A 14,201-nucleotide genomic window follows, 5' to 3' on the forward strand; every position below is an offset into this window, starting at 1 on the left:
GTGGCTTGCACTCTCAGCCCCTGGGTCGGTTCAGTCCCTACAGTTTCAGTCCCTCTGAGAAACCGCAGGTCAGAAGCTTCTCTGCAAGCTTTCAGGGACTGAAGGGACTCAAGTTCGATGTTTCCAGTCTTTACGTGCGTGCGTGTATGCGCGGCCGTATAGAAGTACTTGAAGCGTGTGTAGCTCATAACTAGAGATTTGAGTCCCTTCAGTCCCTGGCTAGACTGCCCCGAGCCCCTGACCTGCGGGTTTATGCAGTGACCGAAGGCACAGGGACCGAAGGTGTCAGTGCTACACCAGCCCCTCAGGGCGGGAGGGTGCCTGGGGGAGGGGTGCCCGCTGCCAGGCGTCCCCGCCGCGCCCCTCTGCGGGCCAGGGACCGGACAGAGGTCAAAGGGACCGAAGGGACCCAGTTTTGAAAGAACGGTGACGTTATCCGCGAGTCGCCTGTGACGCTGCGCTAGCATCCCGGATAGGGAATCTTCAGTCCCTTCAGTCCCTTTGAACAGCCCCTGCGCCCTCAAGGAAGAGCCTGTGCCCGTCCGTCCCGAAGACGTCGCGACCTGGATGGTCCGGCACGGGTTCGCTGTGCACCCCCTGGCTCCCGGGGCCAAGACACCCGCCCCCAACTGCGGAGCGTGCAAGCCCGGAACGCACCAGGCACAGCACTGCCCCTGCCACGCGCGACACGGCTGGTGCCACGGGTTTCACGCCGCCACCACCGACCTGGCCACGGTCCAGCACTGGTGGACCGCTCAGCCCAACTTTGGTATCGGTGTCGCTTGCGGACCCTCACGTCTGGTCGTCATCGATGTAGACGCCCACACCACTCGCTTGCCCGAGCGATCGCGTCTTCTGCCCGGAATCCCTGTCCACGACGCTGTCGACCTGACCGGACTCAGCAATGGATTCGACACCCTTGCCTTGCTAGCTGCTTACCGGCGCAGGCCCAACCCCTGCACAGACACCTCAACCCTGCGCGTACAGACACCTTCCGGCGGCATGCACATCTGGTACCGCGTCCCCCGAAACGGGCCCGCATTCAAATCTTCCAGCGGGTCCGGCAACCGGACCGCCCTTGCCTGGCAGGTCGACATCCGCGCCGCCAACGGATACATCGTCGCGCCCGGTACCCGCACGACAGCCGGCACCTACGAAGCTCTGCCCGGACCCAGGAGCCCCGCCCCGCTGCCGCTGTGGCTCGTTGCAGAGCTCACCCGCACCGGACACCACGCGGGTCCACCGCCAGCTACGAGCCCCACCGCGACACCCCCTCGACCCGGAGGCGGTCCACACGTCCTCGCAACGCTCCTCAAGGAAGTACAGGCCTGCGGCGCCATCCCAGAAGGGGCAGCCTTCAGCGAGAAGCTCAATCGAGCAGCCTTCACCGCCGGCGGACTCGTCCAGGGTGGACATCTCGCCGACGCCGAGACCCGGCAACTGCTCCTCGAAACCGCCACACGAGCCCGGCCCCATCAGCCCCGCAGGAACGCCCACATCATCGAGACCGGCATGCGCGCCGGCAGCGCCCGCCCCATCCGACCCGAGGAACGCACATGAGCAGCGCCGGAAGCACCGGGTTCAACGCCCGAGCGGCGGCCGAACAGCTCGCCGCGTTCGGCAATGAGCCCGCGGCTGAATCCCCCAGGCGACTTCCTCCCCGGCAGAAGACCGGCGCAGCGGGCCCCTTGGACCCCTCAGACTTCGTTCAGTCCGGGGTGCTGGCCAACCTCAGCGACCGTGGCAACGCCAAGCTCTTTGCCCACCTCTACCACGACCGCTTCCGCCACGTGGAAGGGCTCGGCTGGTACGTCTGGGACGAGTACCGGTGGAAGCGCACCGGCGGAGAAAAGGCCGCCATCTGGGCCGCGGGGGACATGGCCGAGGAACTCCCCACCACCGACCCCCGCGGCATCTTCACCGACCGGGAACTCGCCCAGCACCGCAAGCGAGCCATGTCCACCTCCGGTGTGAAGGCCATGCTGACGCAGGCCAAAGCCTCCCCTGAGCTCGCCCTCGACCCCGACAGCCTCGACGGCGACAAGTACGCCCTGTGCACCCCGGCCGGCGTCGTGGACCTGCGCACCGGCGAACTCCACAAACCCGACCCCACCCGGGACCTGCACTCACGGGCCACCTACCTCGCGCCCGAAGCCATCCCCACGCCCCGGTTCCACAGCTTTCTCGACCAGACCTTCGGCGAGGACGATCGGGGCAAGGAGATGATCAACTTCCTGCATCTCCTGCTCGGCTACTCCATCACCGGCGACGTCGGCGGCCAGGTCCTGCCCTTCCTCTACGGAGTCGGCGCCAACGGCAAGTCGGCTCTCCTCGACGTCGTCATCAAGATCCTCGGCGACTACGCAGACGTCGCACCGCCCGGCTTCCTCATGGAACGCGGGAAGTTCAACGAGCACTCCACAGAGCTGACCGAGCTCCACGGCCGCCGGCTGTTCGTCTGTAGCGAGCTGAAGCCCCACGACAAGTTCGACGAGGCCCGCGTCAAACTCCTCACCGGCGGTGACCGCCTCAAAGCCCGGCGCATGCGTCAGGACTTCTTCAGCTTCGAGCCCACACACAAACTGTGGCTGCTGGGCAACCACCGCCCCGAGGTCGGCACCGGCGGACACGCCTTCTGGCGCCGGATCCGCCTCATCCCCTTCGAACGCGTCGTGCCCGATCACCGCAAGATCGACAACCTCGCCGAGATCCTCGTACGCGACGAAGGCCCCGGCATCCTCCACTGGATGATCCAGGGAGCCAAGGCCTACCTGGCCACCAAGCCAGCCCTGACCGGCCCCAGCGTGGTCCGCACCGCCACCCAGGCATACGCAACCACCGAAGACCACATCGGACGCTTCCTCTCCGAGTGCTGCACCACAGGCAGCGACCTGGAAGAACCCCGCGACCTGAAAGTCGAGCAGGGAGCCCTCTACCGCGCCTACAGCACCTGGTGCCAGGACGGCGAAGGACTGCGCCCCGCCACCACCCGCGCATTCGCCACACGCATCCGAGCCGAGGTGGGCGTCGCCTCACCCAGCGAGATGCTCCGCTCCAACGGGCAGAAGTTCTACCCCGGGCTCGCTCTCCTGGCAGAGGACGAGCCGTCCCGGCGCGCAGCAGACGGGTAAGCCTCAAGGTGAACCCGGAACGCGTGCTCCACGAAGACGACCGAGACACATACCATGGACAAGGAATGATCCGAGCCATCCAAGCGCCTGGCCCTATGACGGCTGGCCGTATAACGACATCGGCGCCGAGCTCGGCGTGGAGGAAATCGGGCTCCTCGCGAGCCGATATGACTGAGAAGGGATCCAGGCCATGAGTTCGCTACTGACGGCAGGCGACCTCACCCACGAGGACAAAGTGGTATGGCTGGAAGATCCCGAAGAGCTCGACTACGTACGTCAGGCCCTGGACAAGACTCCCCGTCGCCGGGGAAAGCCCCGCTACCACCGTGACGGCCGCATGATCGGGTTCGCCGAGCTCAGCGACAGTGCCGAGGCCGACCCCGACAGCGGACTGCAGAAGCGGCGAGTCTTCTATCTGCTGCCCCACGACCGAGACGCCGAGCCCAACGGCCTGTACCGGGCGGGGGCGCCCGGCGAAGCGGTAGACCCGCGCACGATCCGACCGGGTCAGGTCGGCAGCAAGACCGCCCGCTCACAGCTGGGATCCGAGGCAACGGTCGCCTGAATCGGTTTCTCCAGTCCCTTCAGTCCCTGCCGACTGAGAAGCCGGGGACGGCCGACATGCCGACCGACACGGCGATGCCCGAAATGGAGCCCGCGCTAGCAGGGCCCCGTCGATCGATGGCCTGACGACGTTCCACACCGTAACGACCGGCTTAACTACGCTGGCTACCTCTGGGCCTTCGCCTCCCTGCGGGCATCTGCCGGGGCCAACGCCCACTACCGACGCCGCCGCGAGCAAGGTGACTGGCACGCGGCCGCCCAGCGCAACCTCTTCAACCGCATGATCGGACAGCTCTGCCACTGTCTTCAGCACCGTCGACGCTTCGACGAGAGCCTGGTCTTTCCGGCCTCGCCCGAAGCGACAGAAGCTGCTCTGCATAGATCGGCCGGCTGAGCCGCAGCTCACTCAGGGATGACCAGCCCGCGGTCACGCAGCTGAGGCAGACAGAACTTCAAGCAGGCCTCCACCGAGGCCGCATCAGTGCGTACAAGCAGGTCTTCATGGAAGGGTGCACCGTTCGCGACAAAAGTCCACGGCCTGACGCCATCACGCATGCGCTCCGCGTCTGCTTTGAAGAGCACCGTGACGCCCTGCTCGGCCAGCGCCTCCATCACGCGCACAACATCGACCATCGTTCCACCCCACCCGTTCGAATAGGCAGGTCACGCTACACGGGCCAGAGGTTCGCGACTTGACGGCCCAGCAACGTGAGGTGTCTGCCTGGAATAAAAAGCGCACCGCGACGCTATACAGCGCGTCCTGCGCCATCCCTCCCCAACATCGGCGCATCCCCCGCCAGGGCTCTGTCGTTGGCCCGGGGGAGGTGCAGGGAAGTGACGAGGGATTCGAAGGCGCTGCCGGCGTTGATCCGGCGCCGGTACCGCGAGGGCGCCAGTATCGCCGTGGTGGCCAGGGAACTGGGGGTGTCCAAGACCACCGTCCAGCGGCACGTACCCCCTCAGGAACGGCGCGACGCGGCGGCCGCCGCACGGCAGCGCCACCAGAACCGAGCCGAGCAACCGTACGATAAGGCCCTGCGTGCCCAAGTCGTACGCCTTTACCGTTCCGGGATGCCGCAGCAGCGTGTCGCGGCCACGCTCGGGATCTCGATCCAAGCGGTGACCGCACGACTCGACCCGTCCCAGCGCCGCTCCCGGCAGGAAGCGGCACGGCTCGCCGTCCAGCAGCAAGGTGAGCTATTGCCCCAGGACGAGATCATCACCCAGTACGTGCAGGGCGCCACCATCACCGAACTCGGACAGCTCTACCAGGTCCACCCCTCCACGATCCGCCGCCGGATCCCCGACGACCTGATCCGCCCCCACAGCCGGACCCCACACCCTCGGACCCGACGCCGGCGGACACTTGCGGACGAGGAGATCCGCCGCCGCTACCGCGCCGGGGAGAGCTCCTACGCACTCGCCCGCGAGTTCGGTGTATCCCCCCACACCATCCGGGCACGCATCCCCGACACCGACTGGCGCGGCCGCCCGGCCAGGAAAACCCCGACCCCGCCACCCCGCCCCCCGAAGCCCAGGACAACAAGCAACCGGATGACGCTGCCAGTCCCGGACGAGGAGATCCTCGCCCGCTACCGGGCCGGACGCTCCGCATCGGCCATCGCCCGCGAGCTCGGCGTGGACTGCAGGACGATCCTGCGCCGCATCCCCGAAGACGAGCGGCGCACCCACCGCCAGGCCCGGCGGCTGAACCGGCCGGCCCCCGGCATCGACGCGCAATCCATCCGTGCACTGCGAGCCCAGGGCCTGACCTGGGCCGCGATCGCCGCCGAAACCGGCCTGTCAGTGAAAACGGTCCGCACCCGCGCGTGAAACGGCGCCGGAGCTGCATCGAGCTCGATCAGCTGCGCGGCGTTATCACCGTCACCCAGACCGAGTTCGCCCTGGGCAAGGCCGAGACTGCTACCGCGGCACTGCGCGCCACGGAGGCGACGGGGGCCAGAACGGTCAGGGCCAGCCCGAGGGCGTCGGTGATCACGTGGCGCTTGCAGCCTTTGATCTTTTACCGACGGCGATGCCCTGCCTGGGTTCGGCGGAATTGCCCGAGGCATTCACGCTCTGTACGTCACCAGACGTCACCAGGGCCGCGGACGGCCCCATTGTCTGGTCCGGGGCCGCTCTGCGGGAGAGGCGGAGTGGACGACGGTGGTCTTGCCCGGCCCTTCGGCGTACACCGCATGACTGTCGACGGCTGACCCTGCCGACGAGCGCGAGCAGGAGCTGTCCGGGCTCTGAAGCGCCCCGTTCCGTACCTTCCGAACTCAGTCGCATTCGTGACGGCGGTAACTGCTTGCTACTCAGGTCCTCTTGAACACGCAGGCGCGTGACCTGCGACTTTCATCAGAACGATGACTTCTCGCCAGGTATCCAGACAGGTTGCTGGAGCGGATTACCCGTCGTCCAGGCACCGTGATAGGACTGCTTGACTGATTAACCGATCATCATCTGACGGGGGATTCGGTCATGGCTGTCACGGTGCCGGACTGGGCAGACACGCTGCTGGACCTGGTAGGGGTCAACTGGCCCAACGTCGACGAGGACGCCTACCGGGAGATGGCGGACGCGCTGCGGGAGTTCGCGGACGACCTCGCCGACGACGGTCAGCTCGCCAACAACCACATGGAGCGTCTGCTGTCGTCGGGCCACGGCGAGGCGATGGACGCACTCAACGAGCACTGGACCAAGGTCAAGGGCAAGCACCTGAAGGACATGGTGTCCGCGGCCCGTACGATCGCGGACGCACTCGACATGGCGGCGGGCGCGATCGAGGTCATGAAGGGGAAGGCGCTCGTCGAGCTGGGGGTGCTGGCCGGCCAGACCGGCCTGGCCATGGCGCTGATCCCGGTGACCGGTGGTCTGTCCGCGCTGCTCGGTGCCGGGGCGATCGCCTTCACGAAGAAGCAGTTGCTGAAGCTCATCACATCCGCCATGGAAGAGGCGGTCGGCCACGTCGTCTCGGTGATGACCGAGCCGGTCGTGGCCGCGCTGGAGAACATGGCGGCTGACCTCGTCGTCCAGGTGAGCATGGACGCGCTGGGCGTCCAGAACGGCGTGAACCTCGACCAGACGAAGCAGGCCGGCAAGGACGGCTTCGACGAAGGGGTGAAGGGCGCCAAGGAAGGCCTGAACCTCGCCTCCGCCGGAGGCGGCAACGGTGGCGGGGGCAAGGGCAAGGGCAAGGGCAAGGGCTTCCACATCGAGCACGACGAGCACGAGCAGGCCGGCACGAAGCTGAACGGCGTGAGCGCCGGCATCCACGGCAAGACCGCCGGGAAGCTCACCAAAGCGAAGTCGGCCCAGCGTCGCAACAAGGGCCGCGACGACATCGCCGACGCCCTGGATCCGGTCATCGAGAAGGCTATGGGCGCGCTGGTGAAGTCCGCCAAGACCATGGGTGACCACATCGGCGAGACGCTCCCCAAGGCCGTCAAGCAGATATCCACCGACCACAAGACCAACGACGACAACATCCGCGACCGCCTCGCCCGTCAGCGCAAGGGCGACCACGACAACGACGGCGGCAAGGGCGGGACGCCGCACCACAAGAACCCTGGCGACGACGCCCACACGAGGCCCAACTCGGTCAGTGACGCCAAGGGCGACCCGCGTGCCAACAGCGTGTCCCTGGACAAGACCGTCTGCAAGAACGACCCGGTCGACGTCGCGACGGGCAAGATGCTGCTCCCGCAGACAGATCTCATCCTGCCCGGCGTTCTCCCGCTCGCGCTGCGCCGCACCCATGTCTCGACCTACCGCTACGGACACTGGTTCGGACCCAGTTGGGCCTCCACCCTCGACGAACGCATCGAGGTCGATGCTTTCGGCGGCGGAGCGATCTGGGCCCGCCAGGACGGCTCCGTGCTGATCTACCCTCGCTTGCCCCGCCCTGACGGCGAGCACGTCCTGCCGGTGGAAGGTGACCGGATCCCCTTGGTCCACGGCGGAGTGGACGACGACGAGACCACGTACGAGGTACGTGATCCGCACGGCGGGCAGGTCCGGTCCTTCACCGGCAGCCCCTACCGCGCCTCCACCGCTTACTGGCTGTCCGCCCTCGAGGACCGCAACGGCAACCGCGTCGTGTTCTCCCGCCGCCCCGACGGCGCGCCGACCGCCGTGTCCCACTCGGGCGGCTACGTCGTCCAGATCACGGCCACCACGTCACGGGTGACGGGCCTGGCCGTCCGCGGCCCCGGGGGCCCCGCCACGGTGGTCGGCTACGGCTACGACCCCACCGGACACCTCACGGCCCTGACCGGCCCGCAAGGACCGGACGGCCCCGCCATGCGCTTCACCTACGACGGCGACGGGCGCGTCACGTCCTGGACCGACCGCAACGGCTTCACGTTCCAGTACGTGTACGACGGACAGGGCCGGGTCGCCCGCACGATCGGCCCCGAAGGAACCCTCTCGTCGAGCTTCGCCTACGACACCCACCCGGAGACCGGGCACCCCATCACCCGTTACACCGACTCCACCGGCGCAACCACCGTCCTGCACCTGAACGACCGCCTCCAGGTCGTCGCCGAAACCGATCCCCTCGGCCACACCACCCATCTGACCTGGGACGCCTACGACCGCCCCCTCACCCGCACCGACCCGCTCGGCCACACCACCGAACTCACTTGGAACGAGGAGGGCAACCTCGTCGCGGTGCGCCTGCCCGACGGCAGCACGGCCACGGCCCGCTACGACGAGCGGAACCTGCCCGTCGAAGTCACCGGAGCCGACGGCACCACGTGGCGGCAGACCTTCGACGACCTCGGCAACTGCACCGCGGTCCAGGCCCCGGACGGGACGGTGCGGCGCTTCACGCACGACCGCACCGGCGCCATCGCGACCATGACCGACGCCGTGGGCAGTACGCTCCGCATACGATCCGACGGCGCCGGGCTCGCCCTGGCGGTGAGCGATGACGGGCGAGGCGTCACGCGCGTCGAGCGGGACCACCGAGGGCGCCCCCTCCGGATCGTCGACCCGGCAGACGGTGTCCAGGAGTTCGTCTGGGACGATGACGACCACCTGCTCGCCCGCACCGCCGCCGACGGCAGCCGCGAAACCTGGACCTGGGACGCGGAAGGCAACTGCGCGGCCTACACCGACGCCGCCGGCGGGGTGTGGGGCACCGAGTACGGTCCCTTCGACAAGCCCCTGGTCCGGTCCGACCCGGACGGCGCCCGCCACCGGCTGCGCTACGACACCGAACTGCGCCTCGTGGAAGTCACCAACCCGCTGGGGCAGAACTGGCACTACACCTACGACGCCGCCGGCAACCTCACGGCCGAGACCGACTTCGAAGGACGCACCAGCCACTACCACTACGACGCAGCCAACCGGATCGTCCGACGCACCAACCCCGCCGGGCAGACGGTCGGCTACACCTGGGACGCCATGGGCCGGCTGACGTCCGACGAGGCCGACGGCGATCTCACCCACTACTCGTACGACGTCACCGGGGCGCTTGTCGAGGCACGCACCGCCACCTCGACACTGAGCATCGAACGGGACGTCATGGGCCGGCCGCTCAGCGAGACCGTCGACGGCCGCACCCTCCGGTACGCGTACGACGTAGCCGGCCGGCGCATCGCCCGCACCACGCCCACGGGCGCCGTCACGGACCTCGCCTACGACCCTGCGGGACACCGCTCCTCCCTGGCCGTCGACGGGCACACCCTCACCTTCGGGCACGACCTGCTCGGCCGCGAGATCACCCGCGTCTGGGGCGCCCCGGGCACCCCGGTGACCCTGACTACCACCTGGGACAGCGTCAGCAGGCCGACAGTGCAGAGCCTCACCGCCGGGACCGCCCCCACGCCCGTCGTGACGCGCGACTACACCTACCGGGCTGACGGCTTCCCCCTCACCATCGGCGAACAGGCCGCAGGCGCCGAACGCGGCACCAAGCGGATCACCCTCGACCCCATGGGCAGGCCACTGGCCGTCACCGGCACCGGCTGGGAGGAGAACTACGGCTACGACCGGGCCGGCAACCAGGACACGGCCACCTGGCCGGCTCGAGCCGGGCACGGGGAGGCCCGCGGCCCGAGGACCTACTCCGGCACCCGCCTTCTGGGGGCAGGATCCCTCCACTACGAGCACGACGCGGCCGGCCGGGTCGTCGTACGCCGCCGCACCCGCCCCTCCCACAAGCCCGACCAGTGGCGCTACAGCTACGACGCACGGGACCGGCTGACCTCCTGCACCACCCCCGACGGCACCCTGTGGACGTACGCCTACGACCCCCTCGGCCGCCGCATCGCCAAGCACCGCATGGCCGACGACGGCCGGACTCCGCTGGAGACCATCCGCTACACCTGGGACGGCACCCTCCTCGCCGAGCAGGTCGACGAAGCCACCGCCACCGCCCTGACCTGGGAGTACGAAGGACACCGCCCCCTCGTCCAGTACGAGCGCAGGATCCTCGACGAGGCCGAGACCGACGCGCGCTTCTTCGCCATCGTCACCGACCTCGCCGGCGCCCCCACCGAACTCGTCTCCACCACCGGCGAGACGGCCTGGCGCAGCCGCTCCACCGCCTGGGGCACCACCGGGTGGAACCGTGACGCCACCGCCTACACCCCACTGCGCTTCCCCGGTCAGTACGCCGACCCGGAAACCGGACTGCACTACAACTTCTTCCGCCACTACGACCCCGACACCGCCCGCTACACCAGCCTCGACCCCCTCGGCCTCTCACCCGCCCCCAACCCGGCCACCTATGTCGCCAACCCCTGGGCCTCCGCCGACCCCCTGGGACTCGCCCCCAAACGCTGCAGCTTCGACGCCTACGACTGGGGCGATGCGACGAGCGGGTTCGGAGGCAGCGTGCGCTACGGACGCCTGGACCACCTGGGACGCCCCACCGGCGTCTATGCCCAGATCCGGCCCGAGATGCTCAACACGGGAACCGAGGCGGGCTCGGTCCGAACCCCGGGATGGCGTGGGAACGGCAACGACTTCAACGAGGCCCGCGGCCACCTCTACGCCAACCGCCTCGGCGGTCACGGAAAGGGGAAGTTCGCCTGGCAGAACCTGGTGACCGAGACCCAGACCCCCACGAACACCCCCGAGCAGCGCGTCCAGGTGGAGGCGGTGATCTACGACCAGGTGAAGAACAACGACGAGATCGTCCAGTACAACGTCGTCCCCAAGTACGCGGGCACCAACCCGATACCCCACGAAATCCACTTCACGGCGTACGGAAGCAAGGGGTTCACCTTCACCTACATTCTGGAGAACCCCGCCGCCTACGTCCGAACCGGCGTCTAGCGCCCCCGACGACTCGTTCCGGAGAATCGCATGACCCGCACCACACCGCCACGTCCCTACGACGTCGAAGCGCTGTTTCCCGCCCTCGCCGACCACCGGCGCACGGCGACGCGACTGCACCCCCGCCCCGGTGACCCGAAGGCACACGACAGCTCCGTCGCCGGCCCCATGCTGTGGCCGGCCGACGAACCCTGGCCGGTGTGCACCGCCGTCCACCCCAAAGCGACCGGACACCTGCTGACCGACGTCCGCCACGCGCGCCGCATCCACGCGGCCTCGGAGGGACGGAAGAAGACCGACGAGGAGATCGCACTCCTCGCCACCTTCCGGTCCGGCCCCCACGACCTTCCGATCGGCGACGCGGACCCCATCCCCATGCTGGCCGTCGCCCAGCTGTGGGCACGCGACATCCCCGACCTCACCGGACCCGAGGGACACGACCTCCTCCAGGTCTTCTGGTGCCCCTTCGAAGCACACGGCCCCGACCAGAGCGTCGACGTCGTCCTGAAGTGGCGCCGCAGCAACAACATCGGCACCGTCCTCGACGAACACCCCGAACCGCTCGTGGTCGGCTCACCCGAATGCGTGCCCCAGCCCTGCGAACTCCACCCCGAGCAGGTCGTCGAACACGAATACCTCGGCCTGCTCCCCGAGGACCTTCAAGAGTCCATCGCAGCGTGGGAGGAAGAGCTCCTCGACGAGAACGAGGAAGAAGCGGAGGCGGACTTCCCCACCGAGTACGCCAGCGATCTGTCCCTCGCACCCGGCTGGAAGGTCGGCGGCTTCGCCACCTGGCACCTCACCGACCCCCGCCCGATCGACTGCACCGTCTGCGGCACCCCCATGCCACCGCTCCTGACCGCGCACTACGTCGAGTGGGACCCCGCATCGGAGAGCTGGGCCCCACGGGAAGACCTCCGCCCCGACCTGTTCCGGCACGTCATCACCCCCACCGGCGTGTACCTGGGGCGCGGCTACCTGCGGATCCACACCTGCCCTGCAGATCCCTTCCACCCCCACCGACTCAGCTTCCAGTAACGGGCATGGAGGACAGCTTCGGTGCCCGCGTCGGCCTGGAGGAGGTGCACGGTACTGAACTTGATTGGGTGATGTCGGGACCGTTCACCTGACAGCTCCTGGTCCGTTCCGGTAGCCCTGGACCGTGGGATACGCGCAAGGCGGCGGGTTGACCGACGCCGGGAGGGCCGCGCGGGAGCGAATCCGGCTGCAGGCCGTGGAACGCTTCGAGGACGGGGAGAAGAACCGGGAGATCGCAGTTGTGCTGCGGGTGTCCGAGCGTTCGGTGGAACGGTGGCGTCGGCAGTGGCGGGAGGCCGGAGCGACCGGGGTGCGATCGAGAGGCTCCCCGGGGCGCCCAAGGTTGAGCCAGTCGCAAATAGCCAGACTGGCAAGTGAGTTGGAGCGCGGGCCGCTCGTCCACGGCTGGGCTGACCAGCGCTGGACGCTGGCTCGGGTGAAGACGCTGATAGGCCAGCTGTTCCACGTTTCGTACACGGTGGAGGGCACGTGGCGGCTGCTGAAGCGTCACGGGTGGTCGTGGCAGCAGCCGGCACGATCGTTATCTAGTGTTGTCAAGCAACTCTGCAGTACAGAGCTGTAGAGTCCAGTAAGGCAAGTTAGGCAAGTGGTGAGCCAAGCCCGTCACAGGTGCGCTTCAAGATGCCCTGCAGGCAACGCGTGCCCCCACCCTGGAGGCAGATCTCCCGCATGGGTCTGCGGCTCATGACGCTCTTTGATCTGTTTCGTGGCCTCTCGCTCCATCGCTAGCGCCGAGCACAGGGCCATCCCGCGCCGCCACAAGGACTGAGAGGGCGGTATGTGACGTGATGCCGCCTTTGTTGTCGCTGGAACGTGTGGCACAGGCGTATCGGGACTGACCGGGGAGTCCTCTCGTGCTGGAGTGTTCCTCGTGAGCGACCGCCAGCCCTACAAGAGCGACTTGTCCGACGAGCGGTGGGCCTTGATCGAGCCCGTCATCGCCTCCTGGAAGGCTCAGCATCCCTCCGTCAGCGGCCACCAAGGCGCCTACGAGATGCGGGAGATCGTCAATGCCCTGCTCTACCAGTCCCGTACCGGCTGCCAGTGGGACTACCTCCCCCACGATCTACCACCGGTCGGAGCGGTGAAGTACTACTTCTACAAGTGGCGCGACGACGGCACCGACCACACCATCCACGACCTGCTGCGCTGGCAGGTCCGCGAGAGCCGGGGGCGCAAGGCCGACCCGAGCCTGGTGGTGCTCGACACCCAGAGCCTGCACGCGGCCGTCGGGGTGCCCGCCGACACCACCGGAAGGGACGCGGCAAAAAAAGTCCCAGGCCGCAAGCGCGGCCTGGCAGTTGATGTTCTCGGTCTGGTGATCGCGGTGGCGGTGCTGGCCGCGTCCGCGCACGACAACGCCGCCGGCATCGCCTTGCTGGACAAGGTCGCCGCCGGCACCGACACGGTGCAAAAGGCCCTGGTGGAGCAGGGGTTCAAGACCGCCGTCATCGACCACGGGCAGAAGGTGGGCATCGACGTCGAAGTCGTCGAGCGCAACCCGGCAGCCAGCGGGTTCGTCCCCCAGCCCAAGAGGTGGGTGGTGGAACAGATGAACGGGATCATGATGCTGCACCACAGGCTGGTACGGGACTACGAGCACCGGCCCGCCTCCGCCGAGTCGAGGGTGTACTGGGCCATAAGCGACCGGATGGCCCGGATGCTCACCGCGACCTCCACCCCCACCTGGCGCGGCGCGTGAGCAACAGCGAGCTGACCTTGGGAGCGGTGCTGGCGCGCCTGGAGGAGCAAGAGCGCGAGATCGCCGCGCAGGCCGAGGCCACGCGGGGACGCATCGCGGAACTCAGCGCGCAGCTGGAGGAGTTCGACCGCATCGCCGAGGAGGTCCGCATCACCCGCAAGACCCTGCTGGCGCTGCCTGATCCGTCCCCGCCGACGCCGCCGGCCGCGGAGCTGCCGGACCATCCGGCCTACCGGCAGATCATGGCGGTGTTCGCCGCGGCCGACACCCCGCTGCGGGCTCGGGCGGTCTGCGAGGCGATGGATCTGGAGATCGCGCCCAACAACATCAACAACACCCGCCTGAAGCTCAAACGGCTGACCGAGCGCAGAATCCTGGTCGAGACCGAGCAAGGTTTGTTCACCCAGCCGCGGCCGTAGCCCCCCCGGCGACGCCGCAGCCGGCGCGCTTCCCCC

10 protein-coding genes and 1 pseudogene are annotated in these 14,201 nt (G+C 68.2%); 10 read left to right on the forward strand and 1 reads right to left on the reverse strand.

Translation table 11 applies throughout. From position 1 onward, the window contains the following. Positions 1 to 567 precede the first annotated feature (567 nt). The 4 genes and pseudogenes from BLW86_RS40530 to BLW86_RS40545 all read left to right on the forward strand — a co-directional run. Complete coding sequence (locus BLW86_RS40530; protein WP_093879344.1) at positions 568 to 1,560, forward strand: bifunctional DNA primase/polymerase; 993 nt, start codon at positions 568 to 570, stop codon at positions 1,558 to 1,560. Then, entirely contained in the window at positions 1,557 to 3,131 is a 1,575-nt protein-coding gene (locus BLW86_RS40535; protein WP_093879297.1) for a DNA primase family protein, read from the forward strand. The genes BLW86_RS40530 and BLW86_RS40535 overlap by 4 nt, the downstream gene beginning before the upstream one ends. A 190-nt stretch (positions 3,132 to 3,321) precedes the next feature. Next, the gene (locus BLW86_RS40540) at positions 3,322 to 3,696 is read left to right on the forward strand and encodes a DUF6009 family protein (RefSeq protein ID WP_093879298.1); all 375 of its coding nucleotides are present in this window, start codon (positions 3,322 to 3,324) and stop codon (positions 3,694 to 3,696) included. A 138-nt stretch (positions 3,697 to 3,834) separates the two neighbouring features. Next, a pseudogene (locus BLW86_RS40545) lies at positions 3,835 to 4,089 on the forward strand (IS110 family transposase); the annotation flags it as partial. An 8-nt stretch (positions 4,090 to 4,097) separates the two neighbouring features. Here the strand turns inward: BLW86_RS40545 and BLW86_RS40550 are convergent. Further along, a complete protein-coding gene (locus BLW86_RS40550) occupies positions 4,098 to 4,328 on the reverse strand; it encodes a hypothetical protein (protein ID WP_093879299.1) in 231 nt (76 codons plus the stop codon). Between the two features lie 438 nt (positions 4,329 to 4,766). Between BLW86_RS40550 and BLW86_RS40555 the strand changes: the two genes are divergently transcribed. The 6 genes from BLW86_RS40555 (at position 4,767) to BLW86_RS40580 (ending at position 14,165) form a co-directional block, all read left to right on the forward strand. Next, a complete protein-coding gene (locus BLW86_RS40555) occupies positions 4,767 to 5,528 on the forward strand; it encodes a hypothetical protein (RefSeq protein WP_143060374.1) in 762 nt (253 codons plus the stop codon). A 651-nt stretch (positions 5,529 to 6,179) separates the two neighbouring features. Then, the gene (locus tag BLW86_RS40560; protein WP_177182004.1) at positions 6,180 to 10,985 is read left to right on the forward strand and encodes a DUF6531 domain-containing protein; all 4,806 of its coding nucleotides are present in this window, start codon (positions 6,180 to 6,182) and stop codon (positions 10,983 to 10,985) included. Positions 10,986 to 11,015: 30 nt separating this feature from the next. Continuing rightward, positions 11,016 to 12,023, forward strand: a complete 1,008-nt coding sequence (locus tag BLW86_RS40565; protein WP_093879301.1) for a hypothetical protein — start codon at positions 11,016 to 11,018, stop codon at positions 12,021 to 12,023. A gap of 124 nt (positions 12,024 to 12,147) precedes the next feature. After that, on the forward strand, positions 12,148 to 12,606 hold the full coding sequence (locus tag BLW86_RS40570) for a winged helix-turn-helix domain-containing protein (RefSeq protein WP_093879302.1): 459 nt from the start codon (positions 12,148 to 12,150) through the stop codon (positions 12,604 to 12,606). 309 nt (positions 12,607 to 12,915) lie between these two features. Beyond that, positions 12,916 to 13,746 (forward strand): IS5 family transposase, encoded by an 831-nt coding sequence (locus tag BLW86_RS40575; protein WP_093879345.1) that lies wholly within the window; start codon positions 12,916 to 12,918, stop codon positions 13,744 to 13,746. Then, positions 13,743 to 14,165 (forward strand): hypothetical protein, encoded by a 423-nt coding sequence (locus BLW86_RS40580; RefSeq protein WP_093879303.1) that lies wholly within the window; start codon positions 13,743 to 13,745, stop codon positions 14,163 to 14,165. Before BLW86_RS40575 ends, BLW86_RS40580 begins: the two co-directional genes overlap by 4 nt. Positions 14,166 to 14,201 lie beyond the last annotated feature (36 nt).

It is taken from the genome of Streptomyces sp. TLI_105, assembly GCF_900105415.1.
Classification (GTDB): domain Bacteria; phylum Actinomycetota; class Actinomycetes; order Streptomycetales; family Streptomycetaceae; genus Streptomyces.